Genomic DNA, 17,270 nt, shown 5'->3' with positions numbered 1-17,270 from the left:
CCCCACTCGTCCCCGCTGTTCCCGGTCACCGTACGGGACACCGGCCCGCCCATGACATTTGTCCTGCGGAACTCCGGACAACCGCCTCTGCCGCCCGCCCCCGCGCCCTCCGTAGCGTCACCGGTATGACACCGACAGAGGGCACCACCCCCGCCGGCACCTCCCCGGCCGTCTCCTTTCGCGGAGTGGTGAAGGCGTACGGCGACATCCGTGCCGTCGACGGCGTGGACCTGCGCATCGAGCGCGGTGAGACGGTCGCGCTGCTCGGCCGCAACGGTGCGGGCAAGTCCACGGCGATCGCGCTGCTGCTCGGCCTGTGCCCGCCCGACGCGGGCTCCGTGGAGCTGTACGGTGCCGTTCCGGAGCGTGCCGTGCGGGCCGGCCGGGTGGGGGCCATGCTCCAGGAGGCCCGGGCGGTGCCCCGGGTCACCGTGGGTGAGCTGGTGGCCTTCGTGGCCGGTCGCTATCCGGCGCCGATGCGGGTCGGGCAGGCCCTGGAGCTGGCGGGGATCGCCGCGTTGGCGGGGCGGCGCGTGGACCGGCTTTCGGGCGGACAGGTCCAGCGGGTGCGGTTCGCGGTGGCGCTGGCCGGACGCCCCGACCTGCTGGTGCTGGACGAGCCGACGGCGGCCCTGGACGTGGAGGCCCGGCACGCCTTCTGGGAGTCGATGCGGGCCTACGCCGGGCGCGGCAGCACGGTCCTCTTCTCCACGCACTACCTGGAGGAGGCCGACGCGTACGCCGACCGGATCCTCGTCGTCGACCGGGGGCGCGTCGTCGCGGACGGCACCGGTGACGAGCTGCGCCGGGCGGCGGGCGGCAGCCGTGTCGCCGTCGACGTGGCCGGCCTGCCCGCCGGGGACCCGGCACTGCTGCCCGGGGTGCGTTCGGTGGAGATACGGGGCGACCGGGCGCTGCTGCGCACCGAGGACTCCGACGCGACCGTGACCGCCCTCGCGGAACTCGGCGCGATACGCGGCCTGGAGGTGGCCCCCGCGTCCCTGGACGACGCGTTCCTGGCCCTGGCGACGGCGACACCGGCGCCGGAGAAGGCGAAGGAGAAGGAGAAGGCGAAGGAGAGCGTGCGATGAAGGACTACCTGATCCTCGAGACGCGCCGTACGCTGCGCGACCCCGGCTTCGTCATCGGTGGCGTCGCCATGCCGGTCCTGATGTACCTGCTGTTCACCAACCTCGGCGGCGACGCGGGCGAGTGGAAGACCGGGGCCATGGTCGGCATGGCCGCCTACGGCGCGGTCGGTTCGGCCCTGAACACCGGTGGCGGGGTCGCCGAGGACCGGGCGATCGGCTGGCTGCGGCAGCTGAGGGTGACGCCGATGCCGCCGCACCAGGTGGTGGTGGGCCGCGCCCTGACCGCCTCCGTCACCGTGCTGCCCGCGCTCGCGGCCGTGCTCGGCGCGGGCGGTCTGGTCAACGGCGTACGGATGGAAGCCTGGCAGTGGGCGGCGCTGGCGCTGCTGCTCTGGCTGGGGTCGGTGCCCTTCACCCTGCTGGGGCTCGGCAACGGCTACCGGCTGACCGGGCAGACCACGGGCGTGGCGAACATGATGGCCAACCTGGGCCTCGCGGTGCTCGGCGGGCTGTGGTTCCCGCTCGCGCTGTTCCCGGAGTGGCTGCGCACGCTGTCGGCGTACACGCCGACCAACCGCTTCGCGCAGCTGGGCACCTCGGTCGCCACGGGGCACGCGCCGCCCGCGGGTGGGATCGTCGTCCTGACGGTGTGGCTGCTGGTGTTCGGGGCGTACGCCGTACTGTCCTACCGCCGCGGCGCGGGAGACAACTGAGCGCCCCGGGCGCCGGAGCGGAAGGGAGCCGATACCCATGACCGGGATCCGAGGGCGGGTGCGCGCGGTGTCGTGCCGCATGGACGCGTGGCAGCTCGCCCGGCAGTCCGAGGCCGGGCAGGCCGGTGAGCGGCCGGAGCGGGTCGGCCCGCCTCCCACCGGCTTCACGCTGCTGCCGTGGCTGCTGATGGGCCTGGGCAGCCTCTCCAACATCCTCCAGGGGGACACGTCCAGCCCCTGGATCGGCGGCGCGGGACTGCTCGCCTTCAACTCCCTCTACGTCTTCGTCGCGTTCCGCTCCTTCGACAAGGCGTTGCGCGAGTCGCCGTCCACGCGTCTGGCGCTGGCCGTCATGGCGCTGCTGACCTGCGGTCTGGCCCTGGCGTACGGCGGCAGCTGGCTGCTGTTCTTCCCGCTGCTCGGCCTGGCCGCGGGGGCTGCGCTGCGCGGCCGGTGGCTGGGCCGGTGGGGCTGGGCGCTGGCGGTGCTGGCGGGGGTGGTGGCCGGCGTCAAGGACGGCTGGGACGGTCTGAGCATCGCCTACGGGACCTTCCTCTCGACGATGGTGACGGCCGCGATCCTGAGCCTGTCCGACGCCGTACGGCAGCTGCGCGCCGCCCGGGAGGAGCTGGCCACGCGGGCGGTGGCGGAGGAGCGGCTGCGCTTCTCGCGGGACCTGCACGACCTGCTGGGGCACACGCTGTCGGTGATCGTGGTGAAGTCGGAGGCCGCCCGGCGGCTGGCGCACCGGGACCTGGACGCGGCGCTGACCCAGATCACGGACATCGAGTCGGTGGGCCGTCAGGCGCTGACCGAGGTGCGGGAGGCGGTCACCGGGTACCGGGAGGGCAGCCTCGGCACCGAGCTGGACCGGGCGCGTTCGGCGCTGAGCGCGGCGGACGTGGAGCCGGTGGTCCGCCGCTCGGGGCCGCCGCTGCCGCCGCAGACCGAGGCGCTGCTGGGGTGGGTGGTGCGGGAGGCGGTCACCAACGTCGTACGGCACAGCGGGGCGAGCCGGTGCGAGATCGCGGTCGCGGGCGGCGCGGACCGGGTCCGGCTGACGGTCACCGACAACGGCACCGGCGTGGCCGGATCCACGCAGGGTCCGGGCACCGGCCTGACCGGCCTCACGGAACGCCTCGCCACGGCGGGAGGGTCGCTGACGGCGGGGCTGGAGCCGCGGGGCGGCTTCTCGGTGACGGCTGAGCTGCCGGTACGGCGGGAGGAACGCCCGGTGGGCGCCTCGGCGTGACCCCAGCGGGGCGGCGGCCCCCGCCTTCCGGCACGCGACGGCCGGCGGGCCGCCCCCTAACCTTGCCCCGTGACCGACGAGACGCCCCGCACCCGCCCCGTCCGCGTCCTCCTCGCCGAGGACCAGGGCATGATGCGGGGCGCGCTCGCGCTGCTGCTCGGGATGGAGGAGGACCTGGAGGTGGTCGCGCAGGTGGCGGCCGGGGACGAGATCGTCGCCGCCGCGCTCGCGCACCGCCCGGACGTCGCCCTCCTCGACATCGAACTGCCGGGACTGAGCGGCCTGGACGCCGCCGCCGAGCTGCGGGAGCGGGTGCCCGGGTGCCGGGTGCTGATCCTGACCACCTTCGGCCGTCCCGGGTACCTCAGGCGGGCCATGGAGGCGGGTGCGGCCGGGTTCCTGGTGAAGGACGGGCCGGTGGAGGAGCTGGCGGGCGTGATCCGCCGGGTGCTGGCCGGTGAGACGGTCGTCGACCCGGCGCTCGCCGCGGCCGCGCTCAGTGCGGGGCCGAGTCCGCTCACCGGGCGGGAGTGCGAGGTGCTGCGGGCCTCGGCGGACGGGGCGACGGTCGCGGACATCGCCGGGGCCCTGCACCTGTCCGAGTCGACGGTCCGCAACTACCTCTCCGCCGCCATCGGCAAGACCGCCACGCGCAACCGGGCGGAGGCCCTGCGGGCGGCTCGGCAGCGGGGGTGGGTCTGAGGGGGTGGGTGGGTGACGTAGTACGTCGGGTGCGGGCCGGTGGGGGGTGCTCGCGCAGTTCCCCGCGCCCCTGGGGTCGGTGGGAGTGCCTGTAGTGCGTCGGGTGCGGCCGGTGGGGGGTGCTCGCGCAGTTCCCCGCGCCCCTGGGCCCCTGGGCCCTGGGGTGGGTGTCCGGGAGCGTGCGTTGGGTGGGGGCTTCGGGGTCAGTCCTCGGTGGGTGTCTTCGGGAGCCACGTCCACATCAGCAGGGCCGCCGCCACCAGGACCGCCGACGCCGTGCGGAACACCAGGGCGTAGCCCTCCGTCAGTGCCGCCGGACCGGCGTGCTCGCCTCCCGACCTGGACGCCGCGAGCGTCGACATCACCGCGAGTCCCAGCGAACCGCCCATCGTCCGGGAGGTGTTGATCAGCCCGGAGACGAGTCCGGCGTCCCCGGGGGCCGCGCCGGAGATGGCCAGCGAGGCCAGGGGGGTCGCCGCCGTGCCCGCCCCCAGCATCATCAGCACGCCGGGGATCATGATGGCGGTCAGGTAGCCGCCGTCCGCGGTCATCGTCGACTGCCAGCCGAAGCCGACGGCCGCGATCAGCGTGCCGAGCACGGCCACGTTCCGGGCCCCGAGCACCGGCAGGAACCGCGGGGCCGCCTTGGAACCGATGATCACCGCGAGGGAGCTGGGCACCAGGGCGAGGCCCGCCTCCAGCGGGGAGTAGCCCAGCACGTTCTGCGCGTACAGGGTCATGAAGAACCACATCGAGAACATGGACGAGCCGGACACCAGCATCGCCACGTTCGCCGACGCCACCGACCGCAGCCGCAGCAGCCCGAGCGGCATCAGCGGTGCCGCGGTCCGCGCCTCGACGAGGAGGAAGCACCCGAGCAGCGCGAGACCGGCGAGCAGCGGCACCAGCGTCGCGCCCGCCGCCCACCCCCGCGACTCGGTCTGCGAGATGCCGTAGGCCAGCGTGGCGAGACCGGTGGTCACCAGCAGCGCGCCCGGCAGGTCGAGGCGGTGGCGCGCCCCGCCCCGGCTCTCGGTGAGCCACAGCACGGCCCCGGCCAGCACGACCGCGCCCACCGGCACGTTGATCAGCAGGACCCAGCGCCAGGACAGCCCGTCCACCAGGGCCCCGCCCACCAGTCCGCCCGCCGCGCCGCCGCCCGCGCCGACGGCGGTCCAGGTCGCGATGGCGCGGGCCCGGGCCGCCCCCTCCGGCACCGCGGCGGTCAGCAGGGTCAGCGTCGAGGGGGCGAGTACGGCCGCGCCCAGGCCCTGCACGGCCCGTGCGGCCAGCAACTGCCAGCCCTCCTGGGCGAGGCCGCCGCCCAGCGAGGCCAGCGTGAAGAGACCGAGCCCGACCAGGAACATCCGCTTGCGCCCGTACAGGTCGCCGGCCCGGCCGCCCAGCAGCATGAAGCCGGCGAAGGCGATGGCGTAGGCGTTGACCACCCACTGGAGCCCCTGCGCGCTCAGCCCGAGGTCGGTCCGCATCGACGGCAGGGCGACGTTGACGACGGACACGTCGAGCACGACCAGGAACTGTCCGGCGCAGGCGAGCGCGACGACCAGCCAGGTCGGCGGCGTGCGGCGCGGGGACAGGCGTCGGGCGGCGGTGGAAGCGGCGGCGGTCGTGCCGGTGGTCTCGGGCATAGGTGTCATGGTCTCAACCCGGGTACGCCCCTTGCATCGGATTTTGGCCCCGGTCCGCCCCGGGCCCGACCTAGGACTCAAGACGTAGGCGGAGGGGAGAGCGGTGGGCCCCGTGCGGGGGCGGCCGGCCGGTGAACCGCGCGTAGGCGGGATCCCAAGAGAAGGTCAAGAAATAGTTAGGGACTCGAAGCAACGGAATAGTTGCCCCGGCGCACGAGGTTCAGCCTGCACACACCACACGACCGTGCACGCGTTTTCGCCGACTTCCGGCCTGGAGGCCCCACCCCATGTCCCACACGACGACCGACGAGCCCGTGCGGCGAGCGAGCGGGGCCACCGTCCCGGTGCTCGCGTTCGCGGGCATCGTCGTCGCGGTGATGCAGACCCTGCTGGTCCCCGTCATCAAGGACCTGCCCCGACTTCTGGACACCTCGCCCAGCAACGCCAGCTGGGTACTGACCTCCACGCTCCTGTCCGGAGCCGTGGCCACGCCGATCATGGGCCGGCTCGGCGACCTGTTCGGCAAGCGCCGCATGCTGATCGCGAGCCTTTCGGTGATGGTCGTCGGCGCGCTGCTCAGCGCGCTCACCGACACCCTGGTCCCGATGATCGTCGGCCGTACGCTGCAGGGCTTCGCGATGGGCGCGATACCCCTCGGCATCGGCCTGATGCGCGACATGCTGCCCCGCGAGCGGCTCGGCTCCGCGATGGCGCTGATGAGTTCCTCGATCGGCGTCGGCGGCGGCCTCGCGCTGCCCGCCGCGGCCCTGGTCGCGCAGCACACCGACTGGCACGCCCTGTACTACGGCGCCGCCGGCCTCGGCGTCCTCTCCATCGCCCTGACCCTGCTGGTCGTGCCGGAGTCCCCGCTGCGTGCCGAGGGCTCCTTCGACCTGCCGGGCGCGCTGGGCCTCACCGCCGGTCTGATCCTCTTCCTGCTGCCGATCAGCAAGGGCAGCGACTGGGGCTGGTCCTCGCCCACGACACTCGGCCTGTTCGCCGCGGCCCTCGTGGTCCTGCTCCTGTGGGGCCTGATGGAGCTGCGCGTCGCGGCCCCGCTGGTCGACCTGCGCACCACGGCCCGCCGCGAGGTGCTGCTCACCAACCTCGCCTCGATCATGGTCGGCGTCTCCTTCTTCGTCATCTCCCTGGTCCTGCCGCAGCTGCTCCAGCTGCCCTCCGAGACCGGCTACGGCCTCGGCCAGTCCATGGTCGTCGCAGGTCTGTGCGTGGCCCCGCTGGGCCTGACGATGATGTTCACCGCGCCGGTCTACGCCCGCCTGTCGGCCCGCTACGGCCCCCGCACCACGCTGATCATCGGACTGGTGATCATCGGGATCGGTTACGCCGGCGGCCTCGGCCTGATGGACGCCGCCTGGCAGACCGTCGTGACCTCGGTGCTGATCGGCGCGGGCATCGGCCTCGCCTACTCCTCCCTGCCCGCGCTGATCATCGGCGCGGTCCCGGCCTCGGAGACGGGCGCGGCCAACGGCCTCAACACGCTGATGCGGTCCATCGGCACGTCGGTGTCGAGCGCCGTCATCGGCATGGTGCTCGCCAACACGGCGAACGACGTGGGCGGCACCGCCGTCCCGACCATGCAGGGGTTCCGCGTCTCCTTCCTGATCGCGGCCGCCGCCGTCGCCGTCGGCCTGGTGCTGGCCTTCTTCCTGCCCCGCCGCAACCCGGCGGCCTCGGTCACGCAGCTGCGCGCGAGCAGCGAGGAGGACGCCAACCTGGCCCGCGCCGAGCAGGCCCTCGCCGGGGACGGGCAGCCGCCGCACGGCTTCCGCGGCCGGGTCCTCGCCGCCGACGGCGTCCCCGTCGCCCGCGCCAAGGTGACGCTGATCGACCGGCACGGACGGCAGGCGGGCGCGACCCTCTCCGCGGGCGACGGCAGCTACACCCTCGCCGTGCCCGCCGGGGGGCCGTACGTCCTGGCCGCCCGCGCGGCGGGCCACGCCCCGCTCGCCCACGCCGCCACCCACGGCGGCGACCGCCCGGTCGACCTGGACCTGTCCCTGCCGGGCGAGACGGTCCCGGCCTGACGGCCCGGCCGCCCTTCCTCCCGGCCCTCGCACCCCCTGTCGCGGCACGCGGCGGGGGGTGCGGCAGCATGGGGCGCCGGACACTCCGCCCGACCGTCGAAAGGCCCCCATGACCGCGGCCCCCGCCTCCGCACCCTTCCCCTCCCCCTCCCCCGGCGTCCTGGCCGCCTTCGAGGCCGCGAAGGGGTTCATGCCCGCGCACGAGGGCCGCGCGCTGTACGCCGCCGCCGTGGAGGCCGGCGGGCTCGGGCTGCCGCTGCTGGAGGTCGGTACGTACTGCGGGCGGTCCACCGTGCTGCTCGCCGACGCCGCCCGCCGGGCCGGGGTCACCGCGCTCACCGTCGACCACCACCGGGGCAGCGAGGAGCAGCAGCCCGGCTGGGACTACCACGACCCGGCGACGGTCGACCCGGAGCTGGGCGTGATGGACACCCTGCCCACCTTCCGCCGCACCCTGCACCGCGCCGGTCTGGAGGAGCACGTGGTCGCCCTCGTCGGCCGCTCCCCCCAGGTCGCCGCGGTCTGGAACGCCCCCCTCGGCCTCGTCTTCGTCGACGGCGGTCACACCGACGAGCACGCGAACGCCGACTACGAGGGCTGGGCCCCGCACGTGGCCGACGGCGGGCTGCTGGTCATCCACGACGTCTTCCCGGAGCCGGCCGACGAGTTCACCGGCCAGGCCCCGTACCGCGTCCACCTCAGGGCCCTGGCGTCCGGCGCGTTCACCGAGGTCTCCGCGACCGACTCGCTGCGCGTCCTGCGGCGAACGGGCACGGGGATCTGAGGGCGCGGTTAGAGTCGCTGACGTGTCGTACACAGGCCCGGACTTCGAACCTTCCCAGCCCCGCCGCTCCCCGCTGCGCCGCCCGTTGACCGTGGCGGTCGCCGCGCTCGTGCCCGGGGCGCTGATCGGGTGGGGGGTGTACGCGGCGGTCGGCGGCTCCGGTGACGGGGGCGGCGGCGACACCGACCGCGCGGCGGGCGTACGGAGTTCGGCGGCGCCGTCCAGCGGAGCCCCCTCGTCCGCGGGCGGCGACGACGGCAAGAGACCGGCGGGTTCCTCGCCCGCCCCCGCGTCGGAGAAGCCGTCCGCGTCCCCTTCGCGGTCGGGGCCCGCGGTCTCCGGTGCCCTCAAGGGCAAGGTCGTCGTCATCGACCCCGGACACAACCCGGCCAACTTCCGGCACCCGTCCGAGATCAACCGCAAGGTGAACGTCGGCACGCACTGGAAGGAGTGCGACACCACGGGCACGGCCACCAACGCGGGCTGGCCGGAGGCGGAGTTCACGCTCGACGTGGCCCACCGGCTGCGCACCCTGCTGGAGAAGCAGGGCGCGACCGTGAAGCTGACGCAGGACGGCGACCGTTCGTTCGGTCCCTGCGTGGACGAGCGGGCCCGGATCGGCAACGAGGCGCAGGCCGACGCCGCGATCTCGATCCACGCCGACGGGTCGGGGGCGGGCAACCGCGGCTTCCACGTGATCCTGCCCGGCCCGGTGCACGACGGGAACGCCGACACCCGCGCCATCACGGCTCCCTCCGCCGAACTGGGCGAGCGGATCGCGGGCGCCTTCGTGCGCGTCACGGGCACCGCGCCCTCCAACTACCTCGGCGACGGCACCGGTCTGGTCACGCGGACGGACCTGGGTGGTCTCAATCTGTCAACGGTTCCGAAGGTGTTCATCGAGTGCGGCAACATGCGGGACGGCACGGACGCGGCACTGCTGACCAGCGGCGGTTGGCGGCAGAAGGCGGCGCAAGGGATGTCTGAGGGAATCGTGAGTTTCCTGGGCGGGTAGCGACCGGCGTCCCCATCCCTGCGGACAGCCCCGAGGTCCGGACGATAGTGTCGTCCGTACGATGAGGGGCCACCCCCGCGCTTCACACCGGAACCTTTCGGCGCCATCGTGACAGCGACGCCTCTACCGACGACGAGACGACCTACGAAGGACCTGAAGTGAATATCCGCTCCCTCACTCGAGGCGACGGCGTGGTGATCGGAGCAGCGGTGTTGCTGTTGATCGCGTCGTTCCTCGACATCTACTCGTTCGAAGGTGCGCCGGACAGCGCCGACATCCCCAGCCTGTGGGGCAGTGGACCGGTCGTGCTCGGTGTCGTCCTGGCGGGCGTCATCGGCGCCGCGCTCGTCGTCGTGGCCCGTGCCATGCCGCAGCCCCTGAAGGTGGCCGGTCTCGACCTCGGCCAGTTCGGCATCGCGTTCACGGTCTTCGCCGCGTGGTGCGCGCTCGGCAACATCTTCGACCCGGCGGGCGCCTTCGACAACGACGGGGGTGTGAGCGGTCTCAGCGCCGGCACCGGCCTGATCCTCGCCCTCGTCGCCACGCTGCTCATGGCCGCCGCGGCCGTGGCCACGCCGCTGCTCCCGGCCCTCAAGGGCTCCCTGATCCCGGCCTCCCGCCCCGCCGCCCCGCAGCCCTACGGCGGCCAGCCCCAGGGTGGTTACGGCTACCCGGGCGCCCAGCAGCAGCCGTACGGCGCCCAGCCGGGTCAGCCCGGTCAGCCCGGCCCGTTCGGCGGCCAGCCGCAGCCGGGACAGCCGCAGCCCGGTCAGCCGCAGGCCGCTCAGCCGCAGGCTCCGCAGCCGCACGCCCCGCAGCAGGCGCAGGCCCAGCCCGCCGGGGACTTCTCCCCGTTCTGGTTCGCCGTGCCGGTGCCGCGTCCGCTGTTCGCGGAGGACGGCTCGCCCACGCCCATCGCCGAGCTGGCGCCGGGCACCTGGTACCTGGCCGTCGAGCAGCGCGGCGCCAACCTGGTCGCGCAGACCCAGGACGGCCGTCGCGGCGTGCTCCAGGACACCTCGGGCATCCAGCGCGGCTGATCGCTCCGCCCCGCCGAAGCCTCAACGGCCCCCTGTCCGGAACCTGTTCCGGGCGGGGGGCCGTCGGCGTAGGTTTCCTCCCGCCCTGCGCGGCCATACGCAAGGCATGTCTAGATACCACGGTTCGAACTCCGCGGGCAGGGCCGTCGCGATCGTCGCCGACATCATGGCCCTCATCCTCGGCCTGTGGATACTGATGTACCTGTTGGACGCCAACCGGGCCAACGACCTGGTGCAGTTCGTCCATGACGCGGCCAACTGGCTGGCCGGCTGGTCCCGGGACCTGTTCACCTTCGACGAGGACTGGGCGCGTGTCGTCGCAGGCTACGGCCTGGCCGCGGTCGTCTACCTCTTCGTCGGCCACGCCCTCGCCAACCGCCTGGGCCGCCACTGACGCGCCACCCCCGGCCGGGCCCACACCGCCCCCGCCCGGCCGGCCGATCAGGCGCAACAGCCCGTCGCCCGCCCCGGCCGGTCACGGGACCAGGGGGCCCGGGGGCACCCCCGGAGAACGCAGCGACTTCGACGGGCACCGGGCCCGCGCCACCGCGGACCGGGCCACGTCGGCGGGCCGGACCGCCACCGGCCACCGCCCGCCCGGCCGGTCAGACGCAGCAGTCCGGGTCCAGGCCCCGCGGCAGGCGGTCGCCGGCGAAGACCTGGCAGGTGGCCTCGTGGCCGCCGAGTGCGGCGACGGCGAGGAGCAGCGAGCCGGCCGTCCAGGTGGTCAGCTCGCGGGGCCAGATCGCCTCGTCCTCGAAGACGTAGCCCGTCCAGTACAGGCCGCTGTCCGCGTCCCGCAGGTGCTGGATGGACTGGAGGATCTCCAGCGCGTGGTCGGACTCGCCCACCGCCCACAGGGCGAGCGCGAGTTCGGCCGACTCGCCGCCGGTCACCCACGGGTTGGGGACGACGCAGCGCACACCGAGGCCCGGGACGACGAACCGGTCCCAGCTCTCCGTGAGGCGGCTCCTGGCCTCCGTGCCGGTCAGCGCGCCACCGAGGACGGGGTAGTACCAGTCCATCGAGTAGCGGCCCTTGTCCAGGAACCGCTCCGGATGGCGTCGGATGGCGTGCCGCAGTGCACCCGCGGCCAACTCCCAGTCGGGCTGCGGCTCCTCGCGCTGTTCGGCGATGGCCAGCGCGCACCGCAACGCGTGGTGGACGGACGAACTGCCGGTCAGCAGCGCATCCGTGGTGTCCGTGCCGTCGTCGTCGCGGCGCCAGCCGATCTGCCCGCCCGGCTGCTGCAGGCGCAGCACGAACTCGACGGCCGCGTGGACGACGGGCCACATCCGGTCCAGGAAGGTGTCGTCGCCGGTGGCGAGGTAGTGGTGCCAGACGCCGACGGCGACGTACGCGACGAAGTTGGTCTCCCGGCCGCGGTCGGTGACGTCGGCGGAGTCCCCGTCGGCGTAGGCGGCGTACCAGGAGCCGTCCTGGTTCTGGTGCCGCGCCAGCCACGCGTACGCCCGCTCGGCGGCCTCGTGCTCGTCGGCCGTGTCCAGGGCCATCGCGGCCTCGACGTGGTCCCACGGGTCGAGGTGGTGCCCGCGGAACCACGGGATCGCCCCGTCCTCGCGCTGCACGGCGAGGATGCCGCGGACGGTCGCGGCGGCCTCGGCGGCGGTGAGGACGCCGGGCAGGACGAGGTGTTCGGTGCGGGGGGAGCGCGAGGCCGTCACGCGGCGTCCACCGGCGGCAGGTGCGGCTTGGTCGCGTAGGCCACGAAGCTCTTGCCGATCAGCGGGTTCAGCGCCTGCTCGGCGACCCGCGTCGCCAGCGGCTTCTTCATGATGTCCCACACCAGCAGCTTGTGGTACGCCCGCACCGGCAGCGCCTTGTCGTTGTCGACGCCGAACGCGCACTTCAGCCACCAGTACGGCGAGTGCAGCGCGTGCGCGTGGTGGGTGCCGTACGGCTTGAGGCCGGCCTCGCGGATGCGGGCGAGGAGCTGGTCGGCGCGGTAGATGCGGATGTGGCCGCCCTCGACCTCGTGGTAGGCGTCGGACAGGGTCCAGCAGACCTTCTCGGGGCCGTAGCGCGGCACGGTGATCGCGATGCGTCCGCCGGGCTTGAGGACGCGGACCATCTCGGCGAGGACGCCCTTGTCGTCGGGGATGTGCTCCATCACCTCGGAGATGATGACGACGTCGAAGGACTCGTCGGGGAAGGGCAGGGCCAGCGCGTCGCCCTCCATGGCGGTGGCGGTGGCACCGGCCGGGGCCTCACCGGCCTCCTCCATCGCCGCGAACCACTTGGCGACCTCGCGGATCTCCTCGGCGTTCTGGTCCAGCGCGACGACCCGGGCCCCGCGCCGGTAGCACTCGAACGCGTGCCGGCCGGCGCCGCAGCCGAGGTCCAGGACGCGGTCGCCCGGGGCGAGCGGGAACCGGGAGAAGTCGACGGTCAGCACGTGGCCCTGCTTTCGGGATAGACGCCGGTGTCACTGGTGGTCGGGGTCGGGGGCACGGCCTCCTGGGCGGCCGTGGCGGAGGGGCGCTCTCCGATCGCCTCGCGGTACCGGGCGACCGTGCCCTCGGCAGCGCGTGCCCAGGTGAAGTGCTTCAGCACCCGTTGCCGTCCGGCGGCGCCGAGCCTGGCGCGCAGTTCGCGGTCGCCGAGCAGCCGGTTCAACCCGGCGGCCAGCGCGTCCGCGTCACCCGGCGGCACCGCGAGGCAGGTCTCCCCGTCGGGTCCGGCGACCTCCGGGACGGCCCCGCCGGTGGTGGCGAGCAGCGCCGTGCCGGTCGCCATCGCCTCGGCGGCGGGCAGCGAGAACCCCTCGTACAGCGACGGCACGCACGCGACTTCGGCGGAGCGCACGAGGTCGACCAGCTCGGCGTCGGAGATGCCCTTGACGAACTCGACGGCGCCTTCGAGGCCGTACCGCTCGATCGCCTGCGCGACGGGTCCCTCGGCGGGCCGTTTGCCGACGACGACGAGGTGCGCCCTGGGGTGCTCGGTGCGCGCCTTGGCGAGCGCCTCGACGAGGAAGACCAGGCCCTTGAGCGGCACGTCCGCGCTGGACGTGGTCACGATCCGGCCCGGCACCCGCGGCACCGACGGGTCGGGGGAGAAAAGGTCGGTGTCGGCCCCGATGTGGACGACGTGGATGCGGTCGTCGCGTACGCCGAGGTGGTCGACGATCTCCTGGCGGGAGGTGCCGGAGACGGTGAGCACGGAGGGCAGTCGGCGCGCGACGCGCTTCTGCATCCGGGTGAAGGCGTACCACCGGCGCACCGAGTAGCGGCGCTTGCGGCCGTCGGCCGCGTCCAGCTCCAGCTGCCGGTCGACGGTGATGGGGTGGTGGATGGTGGTGACGAGCGGGGCGCCCACGTCTCCCAGCAGCCCGTACCCGAGGGTCTGGTTGTCGTGCACGACGTCGAAGTCGCCGCGGCGGGCGCGCAGATGGCGCCGGGCGCGCAGCGAGAAGGTCAGGGGCTCCGGGAAGCCGCCGGTCCACATGGTGCCGACCTCGAGTGCGTCGATCCAGTCGCGGTACTCGCCCCGCTTCGGGGTGCGGAAGGGGTCGGGCTGGCGGTAGAGGTCGAGGCTGGGCAGCTCGGTGAGGGAGAGCCGGTCCTCGCGGCCGTCGACGACGTCCAGCACCGGGTAGGGCTGGGCGCCGATGACCTCGACGCGGTGGCCGAGGCGGGCCAGTTCGCGCGAGAGGTGGCGGACGTAGACGCCCTGGCCGCCGCAGAACGGATTCCCCTTGTAGGTGAGGAGTGCGATGCGGAGCGGTCGCAACCCGTCGGCGGCGGGCTCCGGACGGGGAGCCGTCCGACTGGCCTCGGCGGTCACTCTGGGCCCCCTTCTCGCTGCGCTGTCCCGCGACACTACGTCGGGAGGCTAATCTAGAACAAGTTTCAGACTTGATCGTCAGAGCCTCCGAATCTACCGGCAGGTAGCCGGGCTGTGACGAGTGGATCAGGTGATTCGCGCCACGGCCGTGAGGGGGACGAGGTGACCGAGGCGGAGAAGCCGGCGGCAGAGGCGCCGGGTCCGGCGCACCGCGCCACGGCCCTGCCCCTCACGGAGCGTCAGCGGGAGCGCCGCGGCCGCATCCTGCGCGCCACCGCCCAACTGGCCTGCCGGGGTGGTTTCGAGGCGGTCCAGATGCGCGAGGTCGCGGAATCCTCGCAGGTCGCCCTGGGCACCCTGTACCGCTACTTCCCCTCGAAGGTCCACCTGCTCGTCGCCACGATGCACGACCAGCTGGAGCGGCTGCACGGCACCCTGCGCGAGAGCCCGCCCACCGGCGAGACGGCGGCGGACCGGGTGGCGCAGACGCTGATGCGGGCGTTCGGCGCGCTGCGACGCGAACCCCGGCTGGCCGAGGCGATGGCCCGCGCCCTCACCTTCGCCGACCGCAGTGTCTCCCCGGAGGTCGACCGGGTCTCCCGGCAGACCGCGGCGATCATCCTGGACGCCGTGGGCGGCCCGCGGAACCCGACCCCGGGGCAGCTCTCCGCGGTCCGCGTCATCGAGCACACCTGGCTCTCGACGCTGATCACCTGGCTGGCCGGCCGCACCTCCCTCGACCAGGTGCGGGTGGACATCGGGACGGTCTGCCGCCTGATCGACCTGACGGACGACGGCCCGACGGACACCCCGGCGGGAGACGAAGCCAGGCGTTCCTGAGGGCCGCCGCCCGGCCCGGCCGGCCGCTCCCGCCTCCCGGGCCGCTCCCGCCGCCCGGCTCCGCGCCGCTCCCGCACCTCCCGTCCGGCCGCCCCTCGGCCCGCGTCCCGCCGCCGGGTAAAGTGGCGGCGTCGTCATCACCCGTACGGGGGGAAGCCGGTGCAATTCCGGCGCTGACCCGCAACCGTGAGCCGCCCGCCGAGTCCCCGAGGGACTCCCGGACGGTGAGCCGGACTGCCCCGCACGGACGTGACCGGCTCACGTGCCCGGCGCCCGCCGGCGCACGGGCACCGTCGAGGCATACGGGGCCGAGCCGCCGGGGGGTGCCCCGTGCTGCCGGGCCTCGCACAGGGAAAGGCACCCGCCGATCATGAACGTCCGCCGTCGCAGCAGCGCCGCGGCTCTGGCCGCCATAGCCGTGCTCGGCGCCGCCACCGCGCCCGCGGTCGCCGCCGGTCCGTCGCCGTCCGCCTCCGCGTCCACGCCGTCCGGGCTGTACGGAACCACCGACCCCCAGTACGACGGGGTCTGGCGCCAGTCCCTCGCGCTGCTCGCGCAGGACACGGCGGGCGTCGTGCCGTCGTCGAAGGCCGTGAAGTGGCTCACGGACCAGCAGTGCGCGAACGGTGCCTTCGCCCCCTTCCGCGCCGACCCGGCCAAGGCCTGTGACGCCAAGACCATGGTCGACAGCAACAACACGGCCGCCGCCGTCCAGGCGCTGTGGGCCGTCGGCGGGCACGGCGACGTCGTCGAGGACGCCCTCGGCTGGCTGAAGTCCGTGCAGAACAAGGACGGCGGCTGGGGCTACAGCCCCGGCACCCCCAGCGACGCCAACTCCACCTCCGTCGTCATCGGCGCCCTGACCGCCACGGAGACGGACCCGGCGAAGGTCGTGAAGGACGGCAAGTCCCCCTACGACGCCCTGCTGACGTTCGCCCTGCCCTGCGCGAAGGACGAGGGCGCGGGCGCCTTCGCCTTCCAGCCCGACAAGGACGGCAAGCTCCTGCCCAACGCGGACGCGACCGCCGCCGGCGTCCTCGGCGCGCTCGGCAAGGGCCTGGTCGTCAAGTCCGGCGCCCCGTCCGGCGCCGCCGCCTGCGCCGACGGGGACGCGCCGACCCGCGAGCAGGCCGCCGCCAACGGCAGCGCGTACCTCACCGCCACGCTCGCGAAGAAGGGCCACCTCGTCTCCGCCCTCGGCGGCTCCGCCGACCAGCCCGACTACGGCAACACCGCCGACGCCGTCGTGGCCCTCGCCGCGCAGGGCGGCGCCGACCGGGCGGCCGAGCCGCTGGCCTGGCTGAAGAAGAACGCCGCGACGTGGGCCGCGGAGAGCGGCCCGGCCGCCTACGCCCAGCTGATCTTCGCCGCCCACGCCACGGGCACCGACCCGCGCGACTTCGGCGGCACGGACCTGGTGGAACGGCTGAACGCGACGGGCCCGGCCCCGCAGGGCGCGACGGCGGAGGACACGGCGACCGCGAGCGACGAGGGCAAGGACGAGAAGAAGGACGACGATTCCCCCTTCGGCGTCTGGTGGTTCGTCGGCGTCTGCCTGGTCTTCGGCATCGGCATCGGCTTCCTGCTGAGCAACCGCAACAAGAAGCAGCAGCCGTGACCCGCCGCGTCGTCCTCCTCTTCCTGGCCGCGTTCCTGCTGACCGGGACCGCGGGCCAGGCGCAGGCCGCCGGGTACCGCTACTGGTCCTTCTGGGACCGCGACGGCGGCACGTGGGTCTACGCCACCCAGGGCCCGTCGCTGGTCCGCCCCTCCGACGGCGACGTGCAGGGCTTCCGCTTCTCGGTGAGCGAGGACTCGGACGACGCGGCCCGGCCACGCGGCACGGCCGACTTCGCGTCGGTCTGCGCGAAGACACCGGCCGAGGGGGGCAGCAAGCGGGTGGCGCTGGTGCTCGACTTCGGCACGGCTCCCGACGCCCCGCCCGGCGAGACCCCGCCCGCCCCCCGCACGGCCTGCGCCCGGGTCTCCCCCGACGCGACGACGGCCGACGCCCTGGCCGCCGTGGCCGGCCCCCTGCGCTACGACACCAACGCGCTGCTGTGCGCGATCGCGGGCTATCCGAAGTCGGGGTGCGGGGAGCAGGTGTCGCGGAAGAACACGGCCGCCCCGCGGCAGCAGGACACCTCGGACGACGGGGGCGGCCCCTCGGTCGGCCTCGTCGCGGGCATCGCGGTGATCGCCGCCCTGGCCGGCACAGCCACCTGGCAGGCAAGGCGGCGCAGGAATGCCACCCGCTGAACCAGCGCGCAACGATCCCCCGCAAGCTGCGGGCAGCAATGCCCCGCAACCTGCGGGCAGTCGTGCCGCT

16 protein-coding genes and 1 riboswitch are annotated in these 17,270 nt (G+C 74.2%); of the genes, 12 read left to right on the top strand and 4 right to left on the bottom strand.

Annotated features, from left to right (window positions below):
* Positions 1 to 125: 125 nt before the first annotated feature.
* The 4 genes from ACIBCJ_RS09050 (at position 126) to ACIBCJ_RS09035 (ending at position 3,758) form a co-directional block, all read left to right on the top strand.
* Entirely contained in the window at positions 126 to 1,091 is a 966-nt protein-coding gene (locus tag ACIBCJ_RS09050) for an ABC transporter ATP-binding protein (RefSeq protein ID WP_365979243.1), read from the top strand.
* Positions 1,088 to 1,804 carry an ABC transporter permease gene (locus ACIBCJ_RS09045; protein WP_365979242.1) on the top strand — a complete coding sequence of 239 codons (717 nt, stop codon included), beginning with the start codon at positions 1,088 to 1,090 and terminating at the stop codon, positions 1,802 to 1,804. Before ACIBCJ_RS09050 ends, ACIBCJ_RS09045 begins: the two co-directional genes overlap by 4 nt.
* Before the next feature lie 37 nt (positions 1,805 to 1,841).
* Positions 1,842 to 3,056 carry a sensor histidine kinase gene (locus ACIBCJ_RS09040; protein ID WP_365979241.1) on the top strand — a complete coding sequence of 405 codons (1,215 nt, stop codon included), beginning with the start codon at positions 1,842 to 1,844 and terminating at the stop codon, positions 3,054 to 3,056.
* A 69-nt stretch (positions 3,057 to 3,125) separates the two neighbouring features.
* A complete protein-coding gene (locus ACIBCJ_RS09035; RefSeq protein ID WP_362508912.1) occupies positions 3,126 to 3,758 on the top strand; it encodes a response regulator transcription factor in 633 nt (210 codons plus the stop codon).
* A 203-nt stretch (positions 3,759 to 3,961) separates the two neighbouring features.
* Here ACIBCJ_RS09035 and ACIBCJ_RS09030 read toward each other — a convergent pair whose 3' ends face one another.
* Positions 3,962 to 5,416, bottom strand: a complete 1,455-nt coding sequence (locus ACIBCJ_RS09030) for an MFS transporter (RefSeq protein WP_393523193.1) — start codon at positions 5,414 to 5,416, stop codon at positions 3,962 to 3,964.
* 278 nt (positions 5,417 to 5,694) lie between these two features.
* On the opposite strand from ACIBCJ_RS09030, the gene ACIBCJ_RS09025 reads away from it, so the two are divergent.
* From ACIBCJ_RS09025 to ACIBCJ_RS09005, 5 genes are all read left to right on the top strand, one after another.
* Positions 5,695 to 7,455 carry an MFS transporter gene (locus tag ACIBCJ_RS09025; protein ID WP_365979240.1) on the top strand — a complete coding sequence of 587 codons (1,761 nt, stop codon included), beginning with the start codon at positions 5,695 to 5,697 and terminating at the stop codon, positions 7,453 to 7,455.
* A gap of 109 nt (positions 7,456 to 7,564) precedes the next feature.
* On the top strand, positions 7,565 to 8,239 hold the full coding sequence (locus ACIBCJ_RS09020) for a class I SAM-dependent methyltransferase (protein ID WP_365979239.1): 675 nt from the start codon (positions 7,565 to 7,567) through the stop codon (positions 8,237 to 8,239).
* A gap of 22 nt (positions 8,240 to 8,261) precedes the next feature.
* Positions 8,262 to 9,254: an N-acetylmuramoyl-L-alanine amidase gene (locus ACIBCJ_RS09015; protein WP_365979238.1), complete on the top strand. Its 993-nt coding sequence runs from the start codon at positions 8,262 to 8,264 to the stop codon at positions 9,252 to 9,254.
* Positions 9,255 to 9,412: 158 nt separating this feature from the next.
* The gene (locus tag ACIBCJ_RS09010; protein ID WP_133885969.1) at positions 9,413 to 10,294 is read left to right on the top strand and encodes a DUF5336 domain-containing protein; all 882 of its coding nucleotides are present in this window, start codon (positions 9,413 to 9,415) and stop codon (positions 10,292 to 10,294) included.
* 106 nt (positions 10,295 to 10,400) lie between these two features.
* Complete coding sequence (locus ACIBCJ_RS09005; RefSeq protein WP_362098856.1) at positions 10,401 to 10,688, top strand: hypothetical protein; 288 nt, start codon at positions 10,401 to 10,403, stop codon at positions 10,686 to 10,688.
* A gap of 211 nt (positions 10,689 to 10,899) precedes the next feature.
* Here ACIBCJ_RS09005 and ACIBCJ_RS09000 read toward each other — a convergent pair whose 3' ends face one another.
* Genes ACIBCJ_RS09000 through ACIBCJ_RS08990 form a run of 3 tightly spaced genes read right to left on the bottom strand, consistent with a single transcriptional unit; the run spans position 10,900 to position 14,101 of the window.
* Positions 10,900 to 11,979, bottom strand: coding sequence for a prenyltransferase (locus ACIBCJ_RS09000; protein ID WP_362098859.1), 1,080 nt, complete (start codon positions 11,977 to 11,979; stop codon positions 10,900 to 10,902).
* Entirely contained in the window at positions 11,976 to 12,710 is a 735-nt protein-coding gene (locus ACIBCJ_RS08995) for a class I SAM-dependent methyltransferase (RefSeq protein WP_109031652.1), read from the bottom strand. The genes ACIBCJ_RS09000 and ACIBCJ_RS08995 overlap by 4 nt, the downstream gene beginning before the upstream one ends.
* The gene (locus ACIBCJ_RS08990; protein WP_365979237.1) at positions 12,704 to 14,101 is read right to left on the bottom strand and encodes a glycosyltransferase family 4 protein; all 1,398 of its coding nucleotides are present in this window, start codon (positions 14,099 to 14,101) and stop codon (positions 12,704 to 12,706) included. Before ACIBCJ_RS08990 ends, ACIBCJ_RS08995 begins: the two co-directional genes overlap by 7 nt.
* 162 nt (positions 14,102 to 14,263) lie before the next feature.
* Between ACIBCJ_RS08990 and ACIBCJ_RS08985 the strand changes: the two genes are divergently transcribed.
* From ACIBCJ_RS08985 to ACIBCJ_RS08975, 3 genes are all read left to right on the top strand, one after another.
* Entirely contained in the window at positions 14,264 to 14,941 is a 678-nt protein-coding gene (locus ACIBCJ_RS08985; RefSeq protein WP_365979236.1) for a TetR family transcriptional regulator, read from the top strand.
* Positions 14,942 to 15,090: 149 nt separating this feature from the next.
* Positions 15,091 to 15,181, top strand: a riboswitch (cobalamin riboswitch).
* Positions 15,182 to 15,311: 130 nt separating this feature from the next.
* The gene (locus tag ACIBCJ_RS08980) at positions 15,312 to 16,559 is read left to right on the top strand and encodes a prenyltransferase/squalene oxidase repeat-containing protein (RefSeq protein WP_365979235.1); all 1,248 of its coding nucleotides are present in this window, start codon (positions 15,312 to 15,314) and stop codon (positions 16,557 to 16,559) included.
* Positions 16,556 to 17,200 (top strand): SCO2322 family protein, encoded by a 645-nt coding sequence (locus tag ACIBCJ_RS08975; protein ID WP_365979234.1) that lies wholly within the window; start codon positions 16,556 to 16,558, stop codon positions 17,198 to 17,200. Before ACIBCJ_RS08980 ends, ACIBCJ_RS08975 begins: the two co-directional genes overlap by 4 nt.
* Positions 17,201 to 17,270 lie beyond the last annotated feature (70 nt).

Origin of the sequence: Streptomyces sp. NPDC051136 (genome assembly GCF_044455745.1) — a bacterium.
Classification (GTDB): domain Bacteria; phylum Actinomycetota; class Actinomycetes; order Streptomycetales; family Streptomycetaceae; genus Streptomyces.
The sequence above is the reverse complement of the archived record's forward strand: the minus strand, read 5'-3'. Positions and strand labels throughout refer to the sequence as shown.

Excerpts from the sequence above, each read along its gene's own strand:
- ACIBCJ_RS09050 (WP_365979243.1), top strand. The coding sequence starts at position 126 with ATGACACCGACAGAGGGCACCACCCCCGCCGGCACCTCCCCGGCCGTC.
- ACIBCJ_RS09045 (WP_365979242.1), top strand. The coding sequence starts at position 1,088 with ATGAAGGACTACCTGATCCTCGAGACGCGCCGTACGCTGCGCGACCCC.
- ACIBCJ_RS09040 (WP_365979241.1), top strand. The coding sequence starts at position 1,842 with ATGACCGGGATCCGAGGGCGGGTGCGCGCGGTGTCGTGCCGCATGGAC.
- ACIBCJ_RS09030 (WP_393523193.1), bottom strand. The coding sequence starts at position 5,416 with ATGACACCTATGCCCGAGACCACCGGCACGACCGCCGCCGCTTCCACC.
- ACIBCJ_RS09025 (WP_365979240.1), top strand. The coding sequence starts at position 5,695 with ATGTCCCACACGACGACCGACGAGCCCGTGCGGCGAGCGAGCGGGGCC.
- ACIBCJ_RS09020 (WP_365979239.1), top strand. The coding sequence starts at position 7,565 with ATGACCGCGGCCCCCGCCTCCGCACCCTTCCCCTCCCCCTCCCCCGGC.
- ACIBCJ_RS09005 (WP_362098856.1), top strand. The coding sequence starts at position 10,401 with ATGTCTAGATACCACGGTTCGAACTCCGCGGGCAGGGCCGTCGCGATC.
- ACIBCJ_RS08980 (WP_365979235.1), top strand. The coding sequence starts at position 15,312 with ATGAACGTCCGCCGTCGCAGCAGCGCCGCGGCTCTGGCCGCCATAGCC.